Consider the following 21,946-nt stretch of genomic DNA (forward strand, 5'->3'; position numbering starts at 1 on the left):
CTTTTCTGATTTGTTAATTGATCAAACTCTAGGAGGAATGAAAATATGCACACACAAAAATACAACCAACAAATTCGCCAATTACACCATTATGTTTTGGCGATGGTGAGTGTTTTGGTATTATTTGGTCTGACTTTTCCCATTGCTTGCTTGCGAGTCAGTCAAAGCCATAAGTATGGTAATGCAGCTTTAAAATCCCTATCCTGGGATGAGCCACAAAGACCTGTATCTTCCTATACCTCACTGGCTCCAGCTAACAATCAAAATTCTCAATCTGTGAAGTAAACTCTTGTTCTCGCATTGACTCTAGGATTGTTAATCGTCAATGGTCAAAAGTCCATAGTTATAAATTCTAGACATTGACTGTGTACTCTTGACTATTGGCAATAATACCCAGATAGTTTTTGCTATCAAATCTCAATGTTTTTAACTACTTTACTAACAGTCTTATCCCTGGTAATAGCTAATTTAGGCGTTTAAATGCATTTTTCTGGTTGATATAGTTAAATCAAGTCACATAAATAAATTAGAAAAATTATTAAATTCTAGTTAATATTTTGTACCTAGTTGATAAATAGTTGCATTATATGTGAAAGTACAATCTATGACAAATTGTCGAAGGAAACTACTGCTTGTAGTTTGAGATGTGGCAATTGCCATCCACCAAAATCATCACCAAAGCACAAATGATAAAATATCGCTATATCTGTCTCACTATTGCTGCTGCTGCCATAGTTAGTTTAAGTTCCTGTAACAGTACACCCACAGCAGAAAATCCAGCTACACCATCTGCTAACTCTAGCGCTCAGGTAGCTGAAACAACAACTCACAGCAATCACGGTGGGAAAGCGAAAATTAACATTAATACTGCGATTTTGTCGGAGTTGGATAAATTTGAGGCACAGTTAGGCGTTCCAGCATTATCTAATAAAATTCAGGCTAATCGACCATACGCTAGCCCAGAAGATTTAGTTAGCAAGAAAGTCATTACTCAAGAACAGTTTGACAAAATTAAAGATGCAGTAACTGTGCAAGAGGTTGTGCTTACAGGTGAGCCTAAAGATGTTGATTACATGACAAAACTGGGCTTAATGAAAGGACATCTTTTAGTCGCCCAAGAACTTTTAGATCAAAATCAGCCCAAACAAGCCGAACCCCATATTGGACATCCGGTGGAAGAGATTTATGTCGATGTGGAAGAGCAACTCAACGAGCGCAAAGTCAAAGAATTTAAGACTACTTTGGTGAGTTTGCAAGATTTGGTCAAATCTAATCCCAAGAATGCCAAAGTTAAAACTGATTTTACCGCTTCAGTGCAATCAGTTGACGGCGCGATCGCGGCTTTACCAGAAGCGCAACGGACAAAACCTGGATTTGTGCTGCAAGTGATTAACGGATTGTTAGATGCAGCTAACTCAGAATATGGAGCTGCGATCGCTGATGGTAAAATAGCTGCTGCAATTGAATATCAAGACTCCCGTGGCTTTGTTGTCTACGCTAATGACTTGTACAAAGGAATTGCTAGCCAAATAGCACAAACCAATCCCGAAGCAAATAAAGCCATTGAAGCCAGTTTTGCTGACTTACTGAAAGTTTGGCCTGCGGCTATTCCACCTGCTACACCAGTCAAAACCCCAGAAGAAGTCACCAAACTGGTAAAAACTATTGAGCAAAACTCTCAAAAAATTATCGATAAAACTAGCACCCAAGCACAACAATAATAATTGGCCTGGACTAGAGATGGAAACAGGAGTTTAAAATAAGTTAATAATGAGAAAACAGTTAGGAGCTAAAAGTTAAAATCTTCGTAACTTTTAACACTGCAAAAAAGTATCATCCTTAACTTATTTCTCATTACTCTACATTCCTAACCTTTGCTAAACTTAACAACTGATGCAAGAGCTTGACCACAAAAAGACTGTCGATTTATTAAACGCCATCATGGAATTTGAACTAGCAGGTGTAGTCCGCTATACCCATTATTCCTTGATGGTAACTGGCCCTAACCGCATTCCCATCGTGGCTTTTTTTAAAGCCCAAGCTAGTGAATCTTTACTCCACGCTCAACAAGTAGGAGAGATTTTAACAGGTTTAGAGGGCCATCCTTCCCTAAGAATTGCGCCAATGGAGGAAACTTACCAACATTCAGTCAAAGATATTTTGGCTGAAAGTTTATCTCATGAAAAAAAGGCGTTGGATTTGTATAAAGCTCTGCTAGAAACTGTCACTAATGCCAGTATCTATTTAGAAGAGTTCGCCCGTGGCATGATAGGTCAAGAAGAGATGCATAATCTGGAATTGAAAAAAATGTTACGTGATTTTAGTTAATAGTCATTAGTCAAAAGTCAATGGTCAATGGTCTATATTGTGACTGTTGACTGTTGACAACTGTACGGGCGGGTTCACAAATATGCTCACTGATCAATGAATATTCTCAATAAACCCGCCCCTACTGACTGTTGACTGTTGACTGTTGACTGTTGACGTTGGACTATTAAAAATGGATTTTAGTACTGCTTTACCTACGTTTGTAATTACACTCCGAGAAGGAGTAGAAGCAGCCCTTGTGGTTGGGATTGTGCTGGCTTTACTCAAAAAAGGCAAACAATCTCGACTCAATTCTTGGGTATATGCTGGTGTTGGTGTTGGGATTGCTATTAGTGCGCTCATTGGCGTACTTTTCGGCTGGATAATTCAAGCTTTAGGCAAAATTAATCCTCAATACACCTCTGTCGTTGAGCCAATGCTCGAAGGTGTTTTCAGTGTATTAGCGATTATCATGCTCAGCTGGATGTTAATCTGGATGACTCAACAAGCCAAATCGATGAAAGCTGCTGTTGAGGGAGCAGTTACAGAAGCGCTGACACAAAAATCAAATGCAGGTTGGGGTGTTTTTAGCTTAATTTTAATTGCAGTAGTTCGCGAAGGTTTTGAAACGGTTTTATTTATTGCGGCTAATTTTCAACAAGGATTTATGCCCGCTTTAGGTGCTATTGGTGGTTTAGTAACTGCGATCGCCATTGGCGTTATGTTATTTAAATGGGGTATCAAAATTAATATTCGCCAATTCTTTCAAGTAATGGGTATTTTATTAGTTTTGATCGTAGCTGGTTTAGTAGTTTCGGCGTTAAAACATTTTGACGAAGCTGTCGCCAACTTAGCTTTAAGTAGTCGCGCTACTGAAAGTCTGTGTTTTTATTACGAGCGCTTTACTAAAATTCATTCTTGTATTTTAGGCCCAATGGTTTGGAATACAGATAAAATCCTACCCGATGAACAATTCCCTGGTGTGATTTTCAAAACTTTGTTTGGCTACAGAGAACATCTTTATCTGGTACAAGCAGTCAGTTACTTAACATTTTTACTAACAGTTGGCGGTGCTTATTTCCGCAGTATCACTGGTAATTCTTCTACTCAAACAAAAAATATCAAACCCATTGCCTAAATTTTAAAATAAGCATAAGTAGCATAAGTAGGGTGTGTTATGCCGCAGGCTAACGCACCATTAATATTTTAGATTTTAGATTTTGGATTTTAGATTGAAGGCTGAAAAAAGCCCTCAATTCATGATTTTGTAGATAAAACCTGCGTTAATTGCTGACAAGCTTTTTCTATTGCATTAATACTACCTGGATTCACTAGCCCATAATAATCAAAAGTATAAACTCGGTTATTTTGAGTAGCTTGAAGTTTTTGCCAAAACGCTTCCTTTTTTAAAGAATCTAAAAGTTGAGGATCTGCATTATTAACTACTATTAAAATATCTGGATTTGCTTCTAAAACCTTCTCGGCTGATAGGGTTACATAACCACCTATGGGACTTGTTCCTTGGAGTTCAGCTACCAAGTTTTTCGCTTGAAACTTTGCTAATAAATCCCCAGCCCAACTATTTTTATTCGGTGCTAATATTGGTTGTCGGCTTACCAACACTAAAGTCGAAGGACTTTGATTTGATTTAGTTGCTAAAAAATCTTTGTAGCGGTTTAATAAAGGTTGAGGATCGGCATTAATTAACTCGGCTAATTGTTGAGTTAACTTTTCTAGAGCTTCCCAATTTTTAACTTGGGTAAGAAGAGTAGGAATTTTTAAATCCTTGAGTTTTTGAATAGGTTGATTAGAAAAACCTTCTGCACCAATCACTAAATCTGGCTTTAAAGCAATAATTTTCTCTAAATTAGGTGGAGTTTGTCCTTCACTCACACGCGGAATATTAGCGAATCTTGCATCATTTTTAAATAATCTACTTCCAGTAATCCCTACTAGCTTTGTTGCATCGAGTTGGTAAATAATATCAGCTGCTAGGGAAGAGAGAGCCACGACTCTTTTCGCAGGTGCTTTTGCTACTTCCTGAGAATTGGGGTTTATCGGTGAATTTGTTAATGGCTGCTGAATAGTTGCGTTGTCACAAGCAGCAATTAATATAGTTAATAAAACTCCGAAAACAGGTAATAGCCAACGACGCAGCATATCAAAATCCTTGATGAATTGTATAGATAAAAATCTCTGCACAAAATGATCTGATTTCTGGCAAATTTTCATATTATACAATTCTTTACAAGAAAAAAGCGAGTATAATCACTAGCCAAAATCTATGAATCAGATGATGACTGCGTTACTCGCTCGGAACTATACAAGGCTTATTGAGAAATCCTATATTTAATATATAGTAATAATTCCTAAAATATTACAGCCAAAAAATATTTTTTTGAAAACTTATAAGATTTTTTGCGATATTTTCTCCTTTATCAATAATTCACTGAAATTTTAATTTTCCATTGACATTGTCTTAAAAAATGTTATTTCTTAGACAGAAATATAAGTCTTCGTAGAAAAGCGTATTGGGGATTTATTAAGACAGATACGTAGGTTGGGTTGAACGAAGTGAAACCCAACATATACAAGGCTTTGGGATGTTGGGTTTCGTTCCTCAACCCAACCTACATTTGTAGCGATCATTCTTCAAATTGGTATAAGTGTTTGTCCAAAAGCATATCGGGGATTTATTAAGTAACCTTAAAGTTACGAAAGTAAGTGCATTGATTTCTTTAACCTTTGTATAAGGTTGGGATAAAGTTTATTCATTACCAGCTAAATCTTCTGGTGTATTACAGTTAAATAACATTTCTGGTTCAAGGACAGGTAAAACTTGCACAGAATGTTGTTTCAGCCATTGTTGAAACGATCGCCCGCCTTGATTGATAAACTCTAAAAGTTGGGGTAAACAGCGACGGCGATAAAAACCACACAAAGGTTCCCAGCCTTTAGCATGATGAGCCAAAGCTGCGATCGCATCATCTCCCACAGTATCAAGTCTAGCGATCCATTCCTGTAATACCTCAACTTTTAAATTAGGCAAATCGCAAGCCAGCAACAGCACCCAGTCGGTTTGTACTTGCGCCAGTCCTTGAGAGAATCCCACTAGTGGCCCGTGGGAGGAGGATGAGGGGGATATGGGGGTTTCTGGGATAAATTGACAACCTGGTAAAAGTAGGTGTTGATAGCGTTCTGGCCAGGGAGTGACTACATAAACGGTATCAGCACAAGCTTGAGCAATGCTGCAAACGCGCTGTAGCATTGGTATTCCTTGTATGGGAATCAGGGCTTTATCTTCACCCATCCGCGAACTTTGCCCACCTGCTAAAACGATGGCTGTTAATTGGTTATTTGTCAGAGACGCGATGAATCGCGTCTGTACAATTTTCATTTGTCCTCCTTGTCCCCCTTGTCCCCCTTGTCCCCCTTGTCCGCTTTCCTTCATCCCCTACTCTGGCTTTGCTGTACTTGTTGCCATAATTGTTCAATGCTTTGTGCTGGTGCAAGACATTTTAAACCCTGGCAAACTAAGCCTATAGTGTTTTCTGGTAAATTTGATACAGAGGCAAATACTACAGTCGGCAAGTATTTGGGCATTAGTGACTTAATTTGTTCAGTATTACTACGAATAATGGTTGAGTTTCGATACCAATCTAAAGCCGTAAATAAACTGGGACAAGCTTGTGGCGAACGAGCCATGACAGTCTTAAAGGCTTTTAAACCTTGCTCGGCTAAATTGAGATAATGCAGATTGTCGGTGAGTAGGGTAAGACGGACAAGATTAGCGATCGCAATTCCGTTGGCTGAGGGTGTAGCATTATCTACATAGCTGCGTTCGCGGACGATTAAATCTTGGCTAGCGTCAATTGCGGCATTATAGTAGCCACCTAATTCTACACTCCAAAGAAATTCGTTAAATTCATCTTGCAGCGCGATCGCTTTTTCTTGCCACAATGAAGCGGAAGCTATATCTCCCATCCCCAGGGAAGCTTGGTGTAAATCTAGCAGCGCCTTAATAAAAAAGGCGTAATCTTCAGACTGGGCTAAAATATGGGGTTGCTGGTCATAATTGAGTCGATGAAAACGCCCATCGACAAATTGATGCGCCAAAATAAAGTTTGCCGCTTTGGCTGCAAGTTCTAAATATGATAATTCTTGAAAGACAACCGCCGCCCTAGCTAAACCAGAAATCATCAAGCTATTCCAAGCCACAATCATCTTTGTATCTGTGACTGAAGGAATCCGTCCCGGCCAGTTATAAGTTTTCGCTTCTTGATTATCACGTGCTGGCGGGAAAGTATCGAGCGACTCAGGTGTATTTCCGTAGCGTTCAGCAAATAGCTTATCTAGAGCAACTTCTACAGTTTCACTCAGTTGTCCAGCTTGTAGCCGTTGCAACACATTCTGACTTTCAAAATTACCGCTAAGAGTGATAGTAAATTGCTTTTGTAATTCAGCGAGTTCTTCATGGGCGAGTATTTGTGAGAGTTCGCTGTAACTCCAAACGTAAAAAGCACCTTCTTCTGGTTCTGCGGCTGAGGGGTCAATGAAACTATCAGCATCTTGAGCTGCATAGAAATAACCTTCAGGTGCAGTCATTTCTCTTTTGAGCCATTGTACAGTTTTAGCGATCGCTCTTTCAAAAGCTGGTTCCTGTACTCCCACACTCCATAAATTTGCCAAATACTCGACAATTTGCCCGTTATCGTAGAGCATCTTTTCAAAATGGGGTACTGTCCAAGTCGGGTCAACAGTATAACGGTGAAAACCACCACCCACATGATCGTAAATTCCACCCAACGCTAAATCTAGTCCTCGCTGAGTAACAACTTGTGTACCATCATAGCGAGAAGAAAAATTAAACCGATTTAAACGCGATACCAATTCCCCATAGGGAATCATTGGGAAACTATTACCAGATTGATTAGGCGTCAGTATCGCTGTGCAAGTTTCCCAAGCTTTGCGGAGTAATTCCTGTTCTGCAACATCAGCCGCCGTACCATCTTTTAATACAGCCGATGTCAGTAATGCTTCCACCATTGCAGCTTTGCGTTGCTGCAAATCATCTTTTTCTGTATCGTAATAACGCCGTAGCGCTTGCAGCACTTGTAAAAACCCTGGACGACCATAACGCGGCTCCAATGGGAAATAAGTACCAGCGTAAAATGGTACTAAATCGTCTGGAGAAAGAAACACATTTAACGGCCATCCCCCTTGACCGCTCATCATTTGCAAAGCTTGCATGTAAATGCTATCAATATCCGGTCTTTCTTCCCTATCTACTTTGATGGGTAAGAAATTAGCATTCATGTACTCAGCAATAGTCAAGTCAGAAAAAGCCTCACCTTCCATGACAGTACACCAGTGACAACTAGAGTACCCAATAGAAAGAAATATCGGCAGATTTTTTTCCCTTGCAGTCGCTAGTGCTTCATCACACCAAGGCCACCAATCAATTGGATTTTCAGCGTGTTTGCGCAGATAGAGACTTTTTGCTTCAACAAGACGGTTAGTCATGATCTGATGGGAGTTAGTTACCTTCTTTGCCCAGTCTATCGCTCCACAGCCTGAGTGCAGCAGTCAATATTTACCAGCAAAACCTGACGAACTGAATTGTTCCTGTAATCATCGTAAAATTAAGCAAAGCAGAACGTTGATTCATAACCGTCATGTAAAATCCCTTTACAACGAAATAAGCAATCGCCAAACTTTGGTAAAAAACTCAAGTTCTTAAGGATAGACGAGATTTAGTTTCTCTTATCAATTTGCATTTGCCCCACTTTTTAGACTCCTAATGATATAGAACTTACGCAAAAATTACCAAAAAGCTTAATTTATCGAACCGCCAAGCTGATATAACTAAACATATAAAATTTGGAGGAAATTTTTAACTAATGCTTTCTGAAAAACAAATTCAAGAACATATATGGAAACAGCGAGATACATGGACAGAATTGATTGATATAGCAGAAATTTCTGAGCCATATTTATTTGCTGATGATCTATCTGATATTACTCCAAATTCTGTGATTCAGAATCATATATATAATCGTCTTTCAAGAATTGATAAAAATGTTCGTACAATAGAGTTAATTGGTTGTGAAGTACCTTTAGATAAGGAACTAGATTCTACATTAAGAGCAGATTTTTTAGGGGCATCCATAGATGAACCAATATTCGCCATTATTGAGCTAAAGAAAAATGTTCAAACAGAAAGGCAAGCATTTAGCGAACTTTTGGCATATTCCAACCATATAACTACAGCTTTTCCTACTACGTGCAAAGAAGATATTTATTCTGTTCTCATTGCTCCAATGGAAGCAAGAATAACTAGAGAGTCTGTAATACATACTCTTGTTTTTGATAGAAGACCTATTTATGCATTAATTCCTTACTTTACGGACGAAGATAATATTGAAACTTTACGCCTAAAACCTTGGATTCCTTCCTCAGAAGATTTATCAAAAATTACAGGAGTTGCTTTTGATCATAAAAACTTTAGCTTGGTAAAAATAGCTTGGGAATATATTCCAGAATTTTGGAATGAACCTAATAAAGATCCTTCAGATTGGGTAATTGCAAATTTTAATCGAGTTTCTGTTTTGACAGCACAAATAATGGAAGCTCAAGGACTTCATGGTTTTGTCTATTGCTCTCAAGTATGGCCAGAACTTTATAAAGCTTTCCCTTTCCCTAACTCAATGATAATAGCAGCTTTAAATCCCTACATTATAGGCAATACTTACTGGTACATAAAGGAAAATAATTATTTAGAAAATAACATTTCACAAATGCTAAATAGAAAAAATTTTCAAATTACCAATATTTTACCTGGTCTGAATAAAAGTGCAAAAAATATTCATAAAGAATATAACTATCTTTCTAATTTGTATGACCTCTGGAACTCACATCTATTTAGAATTGGTCTAAATGTAGTTAAACGAGTTAATCAAGATTACAAAGGTTCAAAAATTTCAATTAATCATGCTTGTATGACATGGGAAAGTTATCAGAAAAGTTTGATGGAAGATAGTTATTGTAAGAATTTTGATATTATAACAACAGGATTAGTCAGAGAAATATATTGCGATGTAACAAGTATAGATTATGAAGCTACAGCAAAAACACCAGGATTTAAACATCCTATATATGATGGTATTCCAAATTATGCGATAAACATATTAAACAATCGAGAGTATTTTAGCCGATTTCTATCTAGGATGTTTAATCCAGAGTTTTGGATACAAAAAAATGATTGATTATTGAAGAAGTAGAGCTTATAAATTTTGGTTAAATTGGCATGATAAACACGATGCTATATCCATTTTTTTAATCAAAAAGATATCAAATAATGACTAGATATACCTTATTTAAAAGCAATTTATTTTATTGATAAAATTTGTATTTATTATTAATCAACTTTCTAAATAAAAGATAAAATTTAGTTAATGGTACAAAAATAATAGATTGTATTTTCTTATGAATAGCCAAGAATCGAATCCAATTCAAAACGAAGACCAGCTAGATTACAAAGTCTTGTTAACTAATGCAAAGCAGGCCTTAAAAGTTCAATACCAGAAGTCAGCCGCTTTAGCATCACAATTGGAAGCTATCAAAAATCAGTTAGAGCAAGTTCAAGCTGAAAATAAAATTCTTAGAGAAAGCACCTATGAAGATGTAATTAAAGACTTTGAGACGCGCACCCAAGCAGCAGAAGTAAGAGCGCTCAAAACCGAAGTACGACAAAAGTTCCTCGAAGCAAATGGTTGTCAGGATGACGATAGCTTCGATACTCTATGGGAAACTATTAAAAATCAAATTCAAATCCAAGATGGTGATCTGAAAATCATTTCTAAAAATGGAACCCCTAAGTTCACCTTCACAGGTAAATTATTGAGTTTGAAGGATTTTATTCAATCCCTCAAAGAAATTCCCACCTTTAGAAAATTTTTCTTGGATTAGCACCGCTATGCGGAAGTTAAAAGTCAAAATAATTGTATTTCGGGCTTTTCCACCATGTTTTACTAGTACTTTGCTACATTAATAATGATGGAAAAATTATGACGTAGTTAGGACTTGATTCCTTATCTTCAGCACAATCTGTACTGACTACGTAGCCATAAAATTAATGTGGTGAACTACTACTAGGAATACGTTCAATTTGTGCGTAGCCAATGAAAATTAATTGTTTACCTTGAGTTTCTAAGCGATTGATTCGCATAGTAATGCCATCAAGATCAAAGCGATCTAAATCAACCATCCGATCCAAAATTTCAGCTAATACAGCGCACAAAGTTTGAGATATTTTCCATTGAGATTCTGGCACAGTATCTGCTTCAAATTTCGGGTTACAGAACACAAGGCGGCGTCGCCGTTCAATGCTGATGGTTGCACTTAAGCTAATCGGCACAATTTCACCATTACTGAGATCGGCTTGTGCGAAAATCCTTACCCCATTATTAGGTAACAATTTGAACTGAATAGCTTCAAAGGAAACGAACTCACCACCAAGTATGTCACTTAAAGCAGGCAGAGAAAGATTTTGTAGCCGCGTTTTTACCAGTTCTGCCTGAAAAGCTTGGTTAATCCCAGCTTCTGATAAAGTAACTTGGGCAATAGCTTGGGTTGGTTGTTTGAGAGTCAATTTTCCTCTCAAAACATTACTAAAATCAATTACTACAGCATCTGTCTCAAAAGATAACTCTTCCGCTTGGAAATCTCCACGAATGACTAGTGCACGCCCATTCATTTTGAAACTATCGATGCTACCTTGCAAAAGTTTACTCGAAGGATGACATTTGACAAAAACTTCTACAGACTCGCTGTGAGTAAATAAGTAGCGAATTGTTTTGCTAGCAACGGTGTTAAGTAAACGCTCTCCCCAATCACCGTCAGTAGGATTGGCTAAACTTGTTAGACTGTTGAACATAGAGATTGCCTCCGTAAAACTTCTTTGGCTTAATTATCAATGCCTCTGAGCTAGTTGAAGACATACTCTAGGAGTCACGCTAGCAAGCTCCTACCTCATTTTATCTTCTTGTACAGAATACACTTAGGTGGGCAACTCCCCAGCTTATCAGGGTTTTAGTGGGAATTGCCTACAATTAAACTTCAAGTCTAGGCAATTTTTCAAAAGTCAAACCAGATTCCTATATTTGCTTTCTAGCTTTAGCCAGAGAATGCACCTGAATCTATTTCCCACTCCTGCTTCAACAATTCTTTGTAAGTTGTTTCCTGAATCAACATCTGCTCATACAGTTTGAGCAAAAATTCCTGGGCTTGTTCAAGAGACATATATTGCACTTGGTTAGCAAAGCTTCTCAGGCTAAATTCTTGTTCTAAAGATAATTTAATGGGCTGATTCATTTCTGGCTCCTATGCCCAAATTGGGCGACAACTAGAGGTTGAATGCTGACTAATATTCGTCTGGCTAATTAACTCGCTGATGTCGGTAACTCATGCACTCATTTAGGTATTCGGCATTCGCTTGTTTAGTGGTTCACCACATGAGAGCGACAGTTTTGTGTAGTTATATTAAATACTATAACAAAATATTTACAAAATGGAGTCTGGTGAGATAGACACCTAAGCAAAGAAACATTATTTGTGATTTGGCTTGCAGATTGGAATTTTTCCCGTTTCATCAATAGTCAATAAAAACGAGTTGCCCCTTTAACAACATCAAGCATGAGCAAGATTAGTTAAAGGGGCTATTTAATGCAGCCATAATATTGAATTTAGGTCAATAAACCACAAATGTAGCGAACAAACAACCCATGCGTGTTAATTCACACCAGTTTCTTAGCGCATAGAAGCAAACAGCGAGTTAACAATTGTGGCTGGTGTTTCTGGCAAAGACACTGAAGACTTTGTTTGAACTCTAGTATTTGGGCTAAGACCTACTATTAAATGAAGTAAGAAAGTGATAATGGCGGCTTGCACAAGTTTTTCTGGCATGGCAGGTCTCCTTCTCAACGGAAAGCGTTTTTACATTGACTAGCTACTCTAACTACACCCTGTACTATTGCATTACCGAAAATTGTTTAATATTCCGGATAATTGCCCATAACAATCTTGAAGAATTGTTTAAAAAGTTACCCACACCTGACAAAAAAGCACCAATCAGGTGCAGATGTTAATAAATTTCGTCATCAGAAAAATGGGTAGAAACCCCGTCCTATAAGGACGGCTTTACAAGCCCCTTACGGGGACTGATTTTTAAATGGCGATAAGCCCAGGAAACCAGCAAAACCCGTTTAAGTCCCTTCCCGCAACACAGATAAGATGTCCTGTCTAACAGCACCTAACCAATTAGGCTTGCAGATAGTCCAGACTAGGGAAGTATCTGGAAGTGCGTACCAACCTGTGTCTCAATGCGGTATTCACCTCTTGCGTTGCCTAAATTGGTTTAGACAATCCTCACCCTTCAAGGGTGAGGTTGGTGAACATGCTACAAAAATTTTGCAGCCAACCCACAAACATCTAGATTAGTTACCACGACTTGCGGATATCGATTAAGACACAGACTACGGATAAAAAGTTCCCGAAGCCGCAAGGCAGACAAATGACAATTGTAGAGACGCGATTCATCGCGTCTTTGCCTTCGCCCCATGCCCCATGCCCCATGCCCCATGCCCAATACCCAATACCCAATACCCAATACTCAAAAACAAACGATAAAATGGATTGAAATAGCTACAAGCAGGCTGCATGATTCCTATAGTCATTGAACAATCGGGTCGCGGCGAACGCGCCTTTGATATCTACTCACGGCTGTTGCGTGAGCGGATCATCTTTTTAGGACAACAGGTTGATAACTCCATAGCGAACTTGATTGTTGCCCAACTACTATTTTTAGATGCTGAAGACCCGGAGAAAGATATTTATTTATACATCAATTCTCCTGGTGGTTCGGTGACAGCCGGTATGGGCATATTTGACACTATGAAGCATATCCGCCCAGATGTCTGTACCATTTGTACCGGATTAGCGGCGAGTATGGGTGCTTTCCTCCTCAGCGCTGGTACTAAAGGTAAGCGGATGAGTCTACCCCATTCTCGGATTATGATTCACCAACCTCTAGGTGGCGCGCAAGGACAAGCAACTGATATTGAAATTCAAGCGCGAGAAATTTTGTATCACAAGCGGCGGCTAAATGACTATCTAGCCGAACATACAGGGCAACCCCTAGAACGCATCGCAGACGATACTGAACGCGACTTTTTCATGTCGCCAGAAGAAGCCAGAGAATATGGCTTAATTGACCAAGTAATTGACCGCCATTCTGCTGGTAGCCGTCCAATGGCTGTTGTTTAGTCATTGGTCATTGGTCATTGGTCATTGGTCATTGGTCATTGGTCATTGGTCAATTGTTAGAGACGCGATTAATCGCGTCTGTACAATAGTCAATAGTCAATGGTCATTTACACCATTTAATTAAACCCCATTCAACAATCCTGACTCATGAGGAAAGTTGAACGGGGTTTTTTGCTAATTACAAATGACAAATGATAAATGACCAATTAATCAAAATCCGGCTATGGGATCTGGCTGAGATTGTAGGTATTGCAGAAAGGTATATAACTCGTCTTCGGTAAGTAAAGTTCGTCCGCGCTTACCGTAGGTTTTAATTAAATACTCCCTTCCTTGTTCTGGTGTCCAGCCTAAACGTTGTAGTTCGACATCTGTTTTGGCTATGACATCAGATAAATCTACAGGTTCGCTTTTCTTTTTTCTCTTACTGGCTGTTGTTGGTGTCGCAACGTCTTCTGATGAACTATGGTTACGGGGTGTAAAGGGAGTGACATTACTAGGAGTCACCCCAGATAAAGGTTGATTGTCAGGATTTTTCCCAAAAATACTGCCTAAGTTATCGCTAGGTGTATCAAATTGGCTGGAAATTTCGCTGGAAATTTCATTAGTGGTAGAGAAGTTGTGATTTAATTCCTGACTGTAAGTAGGGATTTTACTAGCGGTAGCTGTATCATTAGCGAACAATTCGCGATCGCTCTTTACATTATCCCCAGTTATACTTTGTCCCGCAAAGGATGGTACAGCAGGTTCTTGACTATTAACAAATTCCCTTTCCTTGATTGGTGAATAAGCAGGTTCATTCAATCCACTCGTCAAGCTAGCAGGTTTAGGCTGTACCTGTGCTGGAACTTGGGGAGCAGCTGTCACCGTTGCTTGGGGTGCTTTTTCCATTCCCAAAACCATTAGCGCTCTCATTCTCGCTTGATCTTCTGCTGCTTCTACGGTATCTGCTGCGGCTAAACCAGTGGCGCGGGTAACGCCATCAATTTGTACGCTAGCGCGAACTATATATTTTCCTTGAAAAATTTGCACTAACTCAGAAATAAGACTACCTTTGGGATACAAGCTCTGGAATTGAGCCAACATAATACTGCCACCAATTTTAATTCTGTTGAATAAAGGGGGTGATACTAACTATGTATACAAGCTAGTACCTCTGCCGAATAAACCAAAAGTTAATTTTGGCTGTGGGATTTGAAATGTGGGATTGAACCCAAGCACCCCAGAAAGAAGGTTAGAGGATTTTTCCTAAATTTTGAATTTGTTCCTCCCAGCAGTGGCGCGGGATCAAGCCACAAAATCCCTCATCGGCAATATCAAAAGAATTGTATTCTTTTGCGCTGGATACTTTGTCAAATGATATGTTGATTTCCGGCATGACGTACTACGAAATCAAATTTTCTCCCCTCCTCACTTTCATAGCAGCTTGGCTGGAGAGGAAACTGTAACCAGATGTCACAAACTTTGCCATGCTCTCATGGATCGAAGTAATCTTCGCTCCTCACTCCTGTGTCCCGATTGTAGCAGTAGCTCTTTTGCGAGAACATTTTTGGCTACTAATCATCAAATCTGAGTAGGAGTGCAGGCAATGCTATACTAATTACCCAATTCGATATGCAGAACTCTTTGTTGGAAATGCGCTCTAAATCTACAATAATGAAGGTAAGGTTCGCCCTCACTGCCCGTTAAGCTGCTTACCTAATTGTTACCGATTCTACATATGGGAAAGTTAGGTCAATCGGCAGTTTCTCCTAGTAAAAATCAGATTCTAATGGCGTAAAAGTACCTTGAGTCTAGACAATTAAACACCTGTTTCCCTGTATAACGTTTTCAGGTCGCATGGGTATTTCTACCAGCCCGGCATCTCAAAACTAGTCGCGTAACTACCTTGTGGGGCAAAATCTTATCAGGCGTGCTTTGTCGGTTGGACTGGATGAAGGAACTCAAACCCAAGCGAACTCTGAGATTATCGTGCAGTGAGAAGCTTGTAGACGCTACTGCGAATTTTCGCCAGTTGAGTCAGCAAAACCCCTTGGAACTTCAGAATCCCTGCTTGAGGGTATTTAGTTTCTAGCTAGAGTCTGTAGTCCTTAAGGGTATACAGGAAACAACCAGATTAAAAGAAAAATGATGTTTTGACCAAAGGTCGGTTCACTGCATGGAATTTTCAATCGCTACACTCCTTGCCAATTTCACCGATGATAAATTGGTAGCTCGTAAGGTTTTGGAAAAAAAACTTGGCTGCGAGGATGAACTTAGTTTAGAAAAACTTCACATTGCCCTGGAGATTTTAGAGAAAATTGGCATTCTTGTCAAAGAACGCGGTAAATATCGCCGGGTTGTGGAAGAAGGCTTAATTGAAGCTAAACTTCGCTGTTCTAGCAAAGGATTTTGCTTCGCAATTCAAGATGTGGAAGGGGCTGAGGATATTTATATCCGGGAAAGCCATCTGAGTAATGCTTGGAATGGCGATCGCGTTTTAGTCAGAGTCCTCAAAGAAGGTAGTCGTCGGCGTTCTCCAGAAGGCGAAGTCAAGCTGATTCTCGAACGCTCTAATCACACTTTACTGGCGCGGATTAAGCAAGTAGAAAGCGGCTTCCGTGCGGTTCCTCTCGACGATCGCCTGTTGTTTGAACTCAAATTACAAACCAACGGGATGAAGTTAGATGAAGCACTCGACCACCTGGCCCATGTGGAAGTATTAAGGTATCCCTTAGCACAATATCCCCCATTGGGTCGAGTAGTGCAAATCTTGGGAAGCGATGCGGAAGCTGCTGCTGACATAGATTTGGTCACCTGTAAGCACGACTTGAATCGTAATTTTACAGAAGCAGTGCTAGAAGCAGCTACCAAATTACCAAAAAGACTACTGAAAGCCGATCTGAAAAATCGCCTGGATTTACGCAATTTATTTACCTTCACCATTACCGGGGTCAACGGTGACCCGAAAGTAATAGAAAATGCCTTTAGTTTGGAAAAAACTGCCAATGGCTATTGGCGTTTAGGATTTCATGTCACCGATGTTTCCCACTTTATCCAGCCAGATGAAATCTTAGATCGGGAAGCACTCAAGCGCGGGCGGTCGGTGTATCTGGGAGAATTAGTATTACCGATGCTCCCGGAAACCGTCGCCGATCGCTGTTCTTTGGTTGCTGGGAGCGATCGCCTCGCTTTATCATTCTTAATTACCATTGATCCCAAATCGGGAGAAATCGAAGAATGGGAAATTCAACCCAGCATTGTTAACGTCGATAACAGTCTCACCAAGCCACAAGCCGAAGCTGTCCTCGCAGGCGAACAGCACAAACAACCAGAACAGGTGGTGCAAACTTTGCAAAACCTGGAAGGATTACGGAAAATCCTGAAACAGGTGCGTTTAGATCGCGGTAGCTTACAGTTAAATTTACCGCCCAGTCAAAATCCCTACTACGATGAGGGAATTCTCGGTGCGGTAGTCGTCAATGATTTACCAGTTCATTCTCTAATTACAGAGTTAGTCCTGTTAGTAAATCAACTCATCTCTAGCCATTTCAGCGCTTTGGGAGTCCCCGCCATTTGGCGCGTTCAAGGTACACCCGACGCCGAAGATGTCCAAGAAATGCTGAAATTGGCAATTAACTTAGGTGTGGAACTGTCTCTAGAACCAGAAGTAGATATTCAACCCTTAGATTATCAACATTTAACTAGGGCGTTTGTGGAATCTGCTTCCGAGCAAGTATTAACATATTTGTTACAAGATACACTCAAGCCATCAAGTTATAGCACCACCAAAGCACCGCACTTTGGGCTAGCTTTACCGGAATATGTCCACTTTACAGCCCCCTTACGACGGTATCCTGATTTACTCTTGCAGCGCGTATATTACACATTACTCGAACACGGACGCGATCGCCGCAACACCCGCGTGAAAGAACGTGTCAATCTGCGCCATTCTTCTTCCCACATTGAAATTAACTGGAACGTTCTACCCCCAGAATTGCAACAAGAACTGCAAAGCGATTTAACGCGGGTAATTATCCAAATTAACGACCGGGAAAAAGAAGTTCAAGAAGCCGAAGCCGATTTAGCCGGACTGCAAAAAGCCCAACTAATGAAACAGCGCATCGGCCAAGTATTTCAAGGCGTCATTACTGGCGTGCAATCCTACGGTTTCTTTGTAGAAATTGAAGTTCCCGCCAGCGAAGTGGAAGCTAGTAGCCATCTTGGCGTCCCCTTGCGGGTTGAAGGGTTGGTACATGTCAGTTCCCTTAAAGATGACTGGTATGAATACCGCGCCAGACAACAAGCCTTATTTGGGCGAAAAAATCGTGCTTCTTATCGATTAGGCGATCGCGTTTCTGTTCAAGTTAAGAGTGTTGATTACTACCGTCAGCAAATCGACCTCGTTACAGTGGGTAGCGATGGCGTCGCTAAAGGCTTGGATCTCAACAGCCAGAATGACGATTTATCGGAAATTTATCTCTCAGCCCATCTCGATCCGGCTGACTTAGAACCTTACGAGGAGGATGAGTAAATCTACTAGTAATCGAGTGTCTAATCACACATATCCTTTAATTCTCGGCGTATCAGGCGCATCTGGCTTGATTTACGCCGTTCGTGCTCTAAAATACCTGCTAGCAGCAGATTATCAAGTTGAATTAGTGGCTTCCAAATCAACCTACATGGTTTGGCAAGCCGAGCAAGATATCAAAATGCCATCGGAAGCCGCCGCGCAAGAGCAATTTTGGCGCGAACAAGCAGGAGTTAGCAATTCCGGGAAACTACGTTGTCATCCTTGGAGCGATGTGGGAGCTGGGATTGCTAGCGGCTCCTTTCGCACTTTGGGCATGATTGTCATGCCATGCAGCATGAGTACCGTTGCTAAATTAGCAGTTGGCTTAAGTTCCGATTTACTCGAACGCGCTGCTGATGTGCAGATGAAAGAAGGCCGCAAATTAGTCATTGTTCCCCGGGAAACTCCTTTTAGCCTGATTCACCTGCGTAACTTAACCGTTTTAGCCGAAGCTGGCGTTCGGGTTGTACCGGCAATTCCTGCTTGGTATCACAAACCTCAAAGTATTGAGGATTTAGTTGATTTTGTAGTTGCTCGTGCTTTAGATCAACTCGATATTGACTGCATCCCCATTCAGCGATGGCAAGGTCACCGTTAAAGTAGGAAGTATGAAGCATGAAGTTTGAAGTTTGAAGTCTGAAGTTTGAAGGATAAAATTTAAACCTAACTGGAGAAACCTCCTTTAACCTTCATCTTTGGTCTTTATTCTTCATTCTTTATCTTTTATTTTTTAACAATTTTATGAGTGTAATTCGCTTAATTCTGTTGGTAGTGATATTGGGAGGGCTAACGCTTTTGTTAACCCAAAATTGGTCGCCTGAGATACCGTTAGTATTTCTCGGTATGCGGACTCAACCATTACCATTAGCAATGTGGATGTTACTTGCTACTACCGCAGGTGGTTTGACAACTTTATTTATCATGAGTTTGATCAAAGTATCAACTTACTTTGTCCCAGAACAACGCCAAACTCGCTATAAATCAGCAACCAGACCCCGTAATCAAACAGCCTATAAACAACCAACACCTGAACCAGCACCAACTAATCAAACAGAAAAACGTGCCAGCGATACATTTGATGATTGGAATACAAATAATCAAGATGATGACTGGAACTTAGAAGAAAATCCCCAGGAGACATCAGCATCTAGACAGCAAACTTCAGAATTTTCCGAGCCTAAAACCTATGAGCGTCAACAAGAACCTAAAAGTTCTTCTCAATCTGGTTCTGTTTACTCCTACAACTACCGCGAGCCAAAAAATACAGCCGTTGGTAAAACCGAATCTGTTTACGATGCTGATTACCGAGTAATCGTTCCCCCCTATCAACCCCCGACTACCAATCAAGCTAATGATGATGAAGATGATTGGAGCTTTTTTGATGACGACGAAGACTTTGAGGATGACAAACCTCGTCGCTAAAGCTAGGGGCTAGAGGCTGGCGACGAAAAAATAAATAAAAAATGACAATTGTACAGACGCGATTCATCGCGTCTCTAATGACCAATAACTAATACTTAATTCCACAACGCTCCCGTGATTCTTGCCTGACGTTACCATTCATCGCTGCTTCTTGCAAACTCATAAAAGCGTTGAAATCTTCTAAATCATATCTAGTGGTTAATAAATGTCTTAATTGATTTTCTGCCTCTACAGTTAAATAGCCACATGCTAAAGCTTTTTTCACAACATCACGAATTCGAGTCATGGCCGGCACCTCATACATACCACATTTATTGATCTGGACTGACTCAGGTGAAATTTTCCGTAGTTTCTTTAACTAAATTGTCAAAGTGACAAATATTTTTTGTACAATTTCAGTTAAAAAATAGTTATTTTTTACACCTTGTATCTACCAGATTAGGGAACAAAAGCTTACAAGAACTGAATCTTACATCGCTTGCATTGTATTAGTAGAAACACAGTATTGTGTAAACCTAAAATCGTTCCAGCAAAGAAAGTCTTAGCTATTGAGATTGACCGAATTTTTCCACTTAAAGTTTCAAACAATTTTTATTAAATTTCAATTAAGCCCAAGATAACCAAGTGACAAGCCCTTAGTCACCTAACGCCAGTTATTAAATTCGTTAGAATTTCATTGTTAGTTTACTCTTCTTTGATATAAGAATCGTTAGTATATTGCCTAAGTTACTTTAATTACATTAATGAAGCTAATGGCAGCCGATGATTCTTATCGCTTAGAAGCAGACTTTATAGAAGCTAAAAATAATTGGGAGTTAGAAAAATTATACGTGGATTTGGCATCAGCCAAGGGAAAAGCTTTGACACCAGTAGAGAAAAAATTCTTGCGGGGTTTGCTTTGTGGTTGTAGCCCTGCAGAGATTGCCAAGGTAGTATATCAAAGTGGCAGTAGCAGTACTGTGAGAGTATATCTATCAAATGGATTATATAAATATATAGAGGAAATGCTGAGTAATCAAGTGGGAGACTCAGTAAAAGTAAAGACTTGGAGTAGAGTCACCCAGTTGCTAGAAAAGGCTGGCTACAAAAAAGGTTGGTTTAATTTACAACCAATTAATCCCATCATCGACAACAAAGATATGGAGTTAGATTTACTTGCTGATAAATCCATACTCAAAGATAGTAGCGATCAATTAATTCATAGTCATGTCTTCCACGGACGCCAACCAGAATTGACTCAAGTTAAAGAATGGATTCTTCAACAACGTTGTCGGTTAGTGGTAATCTTGGGTATGGCTGGGATTGGTAAAACAGCTTTTTCACTCAAGCTGATAGAAGACATAAAACCACAGTTTGATTATGTGATTTGGCGATCGCTGCAATTTGCACCACCCCTAGAGTTATTCTTAGATCAACTCATTCAACAGCTATCCCCAGCTTCCCCCGCAACTCTTCCTGGAATAATCGACCAAAAAATCGCTCAACTGATTGATTTTCTGCGTTCTCATCGGTGTTTGTTGCTACTAGATCGGCTAGATGGGATTTTAGAATATAGCGATCGCTATCTTACAACAAATACACCAACGATTAACCAAATCTCTTATCGTCAAGGGTATGAAGGTTACGCTGAGTTAATCAACCGCATCGGCGATATAGAACATCAAAGCTGTGTCATATTGACTAGTCGGGAAAAAACTCAGGAACTTGCGGCTTTAGAAGGGATAGAATTACCAGTTCATTGTTTAAAATTAAATGGTTTAAATCAACAAGACAGCATTTTTCTGCTTAAAGATAAAGGTTTGGTTAATCAATCTTCACAATCAGATTGTCAAATACTCATTGAGCAGTATGCTGGTAATCCTTTATTTATTAAATTAATTGCGACAACAATTCAAGAATTATTTGCGGGAAATATAGCTGAGTTTATCGCCCAAGAAACCAGAATTTTTGGCAATATCAGAATAATTATTGAGCAACAGTTTAATCGCTTATCTCAGTTAGAAAAACAGCTATTATACTTTTTATCAGTCCAAGATAATTTGCAGTCAATCAGAGAGTTACAGCAAAATCTGCTCTTACCAGGATTATCGCCGCCAATGTCTCAAAGATTAATCTTGGAAGCTATGGAATTAATCCAAAGACGCTCTCTCCTTGATAAACAAGCGTCTGGCTTGTCTCTAAATCCAGTTTTACGAAAGTATATTCTTGAAAGAATAATAGAAGAAAACGCTCAATTGCAAGCAGATAAAGATTATAATTTACTCCTAAGTAATACAATTTTTACAGAATACTTCAAACAATATCTGCAAAATCAGCACCCTAAGACACAGATGTAATTTTTAACTA

General features: G+C 39.6%; 20 protein-coding genes. 11 read left to right on the top strand and 9 right to left on the bottom strand.

Annotation, left to right across the window (positions count from 1 at the left end):
* Positions 1-45: 45 nt before the first annotated feature.
* The 4 genes from H6G08_RS14850 to H6G08_RS14865 all read left to right on the top strand — a co-directional run bounded on the left by H6G08_RS14850 (position 46) and on the right by H6G08_RS14865 (position 3,445).
* Positions 46-285: a hypothetical protein gene (locus H6G08_RS14850; protein ID WP_190543824.1), complete on the top strand. Its 240-nt coding sequence runs from the start codon at positions 46-48 to the stop codon at positions 283-285.
* Positions 286-686: 401 nt separating this feature from the next.
* The gene (locus H6G08_RS14855) at positions 687-1,721 is read left to right on the top strand and encodes a ComEA family DNA-binding protein (RefSeq protein WP_190544016.1); all 1,035 of its coding nucleotides are present in this window, start codon (positions 687-689) and stop codon (positions 1,719-1,721) included.
* A 172-nt stretch (positions 1,722-1,893) separates the two neighbouring features.
* Positions 1,894-2,328, top strand: coding sequence for a ferritin-like domain-containing protein (locus H6G08_RS14860; RefSeq protein WP_190543826.1), 435 nt, complete (start codon positions 1,894-1,896; stop codon positions 2,326-2,328).
* A gap of 172 nt (positions 2,329-2,500) precedes the next feature.
* Entirely contained in the window at positions 2,501-3,445 is a 945-nt protein-coding gene (locus tag H6G08_RS14865; protein ID WP_190544019.1) for an FTR1 family iron permease, read from the top strand.
* 119 nt (positions 3,446-3,564) lie between these two features.
* On the opposite strand, the gene H6G08_RS14870 is transcribed toward H6G08_RS14865, so the two are convergent.
* From H6G08_RS14870 to H6G08_RS14880, 3 genes are all read right to left on the bottom strand, one after another.
* Complete coding sequence (locus tag H6G08_RS14870; RefSeq protein WP_190544021.1) at positions 3,565-4,467, bottom strand: ABC transporter substrate-binding protein; 903 nt, start codon at positions 4,465-4,467, stop codon at positions 3,565-3,567.
* A gap of 607 nt (positions 4,468-5,074) precedes the next feature.
* The gene (locus H6G08_RS14875; protein ID WP_190544025.1) at positions 5,075-5,704 is read right to left on the bottom strand and encodes a molybdenum cofactor guanylyltransferase; all 630 of its coding nucleotides are present in this window, start codon (positions 5,702-5,704) and stop codon (positions 5,075-5,077) included.
* A gap of 50 nt (positions 5,705-5,754) precedes the next feature.
* A complete protein-coding gene (locus H6G08_RS14880; protein WP_190543829.1) occupies positions 5,755-7,830 on the bottom strand; it encodes a thioredoxin domain-containing protein in 2,076 nt (691 codons plus the stop codon).
* Positions 7,831-8,207: 377 nt separating this feature from the next.
* Between H6G08_RS14880 and H6G08_RS14885 the strand changes: the two genes are divergently transcribed.
* A complete protein-coding gene (locus H6G08_RS14885) occupies positions 8,208-9,572 on the top strand; it encodes a hypothetical protein (RefSeq protein WP_190543832.1) in 1,365 nt (454 codons plus the stop codon).
* A 220-nt stretch (positions 9,573-9,792) separates the two neighbouring features.
* The gene (locus tag H6G08_RS14890; RefSeq protein ID WP_190543835.1) at positions 9,793-10,275 is read left to right on the top strand and encodes a hypothetical protein; all 483 of its coding nucleotides are present in this window, start codon (positions 9,793-9,795) and stop codon (positions 10,273-10,275) included.
* 163 nt (positions 10,276-10,438) lie between these two features.
* Here H6G08_RS14890 and H6G08_RS14895 read toward each other — a convergent pair whose 3' ends face one another.
* From H6G08_RS14895 to H6G08_RS14905, 3 genes are all read right to left on the bottom strand, one after another.
* Complete coding sequence (locus H6G08_RS14895; protein ID WP_190543838.1) at positions 10,439-11,242, bottom strand: LmeA family phospholipid-binding protein; 804 nt, start codon at positions 11,240-11,242, stop codon at positions 10,439-10,441.
* A 239-nt stretch (positions 11,243-11,481) separates the two neighbouring features.
* Positions 11,482-11,679, bottom strand: a complete 198-nt coding sequence (locus H6G08_RS14900) for an NblA/ycf18 family protein (protein ID WP_096644455.1) — start codon at positions 11,677-11,679, stop codon at positions 11,482-11,484.
* Positions 11,680-12,114: 435 nt separating this feature from the next.
* Positions 12,115-12,270: a QAALIT motif small membrane protein gene (locus H6G08_RS14905; protein ID WP_190543842.1), complete on the bottom strand. Its 156-nt coding sequence runs from the start codon at positions 12,268-12,270 to the stop codon at positions 12,115-12,117.
* A gap of 753 nt (positions 12,271-13,023) precedes the next feature.
* Between H6G08_RS14905 and clpP the strand changes: the two genes are divergently transcribed.
* Positions 13,024-13,629 carry an ATP-dependent Clp endopeptidase proteolytic subunit ClpP gene (gene clpP / locus H6G08_RS14910; RefSeq protein WP_096644454.1) on the top strand — a complete coding sequence of 202 codons (606 nt, stop codon included), beginning with the start codon at positions 13,024-13,026 and terminating at the stop codon, positions 13,627-13,629.
* Positions 13,630-13,839: 210 nt separating this feature from the next.
* On the opposite strand, the gene H6G08_RS14915 is transcribed toward clpP, so the two are convergent.
* Both H6G08_RS14915 and H6G08_RS14920 read right to left on the bottom strand, forming a co-directional pair.
* Entirely contained in the window at positions 13,840-14,712 is an 873-nt protein-coding gene (locus H6G08_RS14915) for a slr1353 family protein (protein ID WP_190543845.1), read from the bottom strand.
* 148 nt (positions 14,713-14,860) lie between these two features.
* Complete coding sequence (locus H6G08_RS14920; protein ID WP_190543848.1) at positions 14,861-15,004, bottom strand: hypothetical protein; 144 nt, start codon at positions 15,002-15,004, stop codon at positions 14,861-14,863.
* 780 nt (positions 15,005-15,784) lie between these two features.
* Between H6G08_RS14920 and H6G08_RS14925 the strand changes: the two genes are divergently transcribed.
* The 3 genes from H6G08_RS14925 (at position 15,785) to H6G08_RS14935 (ending at position 19,600) form a co-directional block, all read left to right on the top strand.
* On the top strand, positions 15,785-18,139 hold the full coding sequence (locus tag H6G08_RS14925; RefSeq protein WP_190543851.1) for a ribonuclease R family protein: 2,355 nt from the start codon (positions 15,785-15,787) through the stop codon (positions 18,137-18,139).
* A 16-nt stretch (positions 18,140-18,155) separates the two neighbouring features.
* Positions 18,156-18,776, top strand: a complete 621-nt coding sequence (locus H6G08_RS14930; RefSeq protein WP_190543854.1) for a flavin prenyltransferase UbiX — start codon at positions 18,156-18,158, stop codon at positions 18,774-18,776.
* A gap of 143 nt (positions 18,777-18,919) precedes the next feature.
* On the top strand, positions 18,920-19,600 hold the full coding sequence (locus H6G08_RS14935) for a LapA family protein (protein ID WP_190543857.1): 681 nt from the start codon (positions 18,920-18,922) through the stop codon (positions 19,598-19,600).
* Between the two features lie 88 nt (positions 19,601-19,688).
* On the opposite strand, the gene H6G08_RS14940 is transcribed toward H6G08_RS14935, so the two are convergent.
* Complete coding sequence (locus tag H6G08_RS14940) at positions 19,689-19,886, bottom strand: hypothetical protein (protein ID WP_190543860.1); 198 nt, start codon at positions 19,884-19,886, stop codon at positions 19,689-19,691.
* Between the two features lie 457 nt (positions 19,887-20,343).
* Between H6G08_RS14940 and H6G08_RS14945 the strand changes: the two genes are divergently transcribed.
* Positions 20,344-21,936 carry an NB-ARC domain-containing protein gene (locus tag H6G08_RS14945; protein ID WP_313941856.1) on the top strand — a complete coding sequence of 531 codons (1,593 nt, stop codon included), beginning with the start codon at positions 20,344-20,346 and terminating at the stop codon, positions 21,934-21,936.
* Positions 21,937-21,946 lie beyond the last annotated feature (10 nt).

Origin of the sequence: Calothrix anomala FACHB-343, from assembly GCF_014696435.1 — a bacterium.
GTDB lineage: Bacteria > Cyanobacteriota > Cyanobacteriia > Cyanobacteriales > Nostocaceae > Aulosira > Aulosira anomala_A.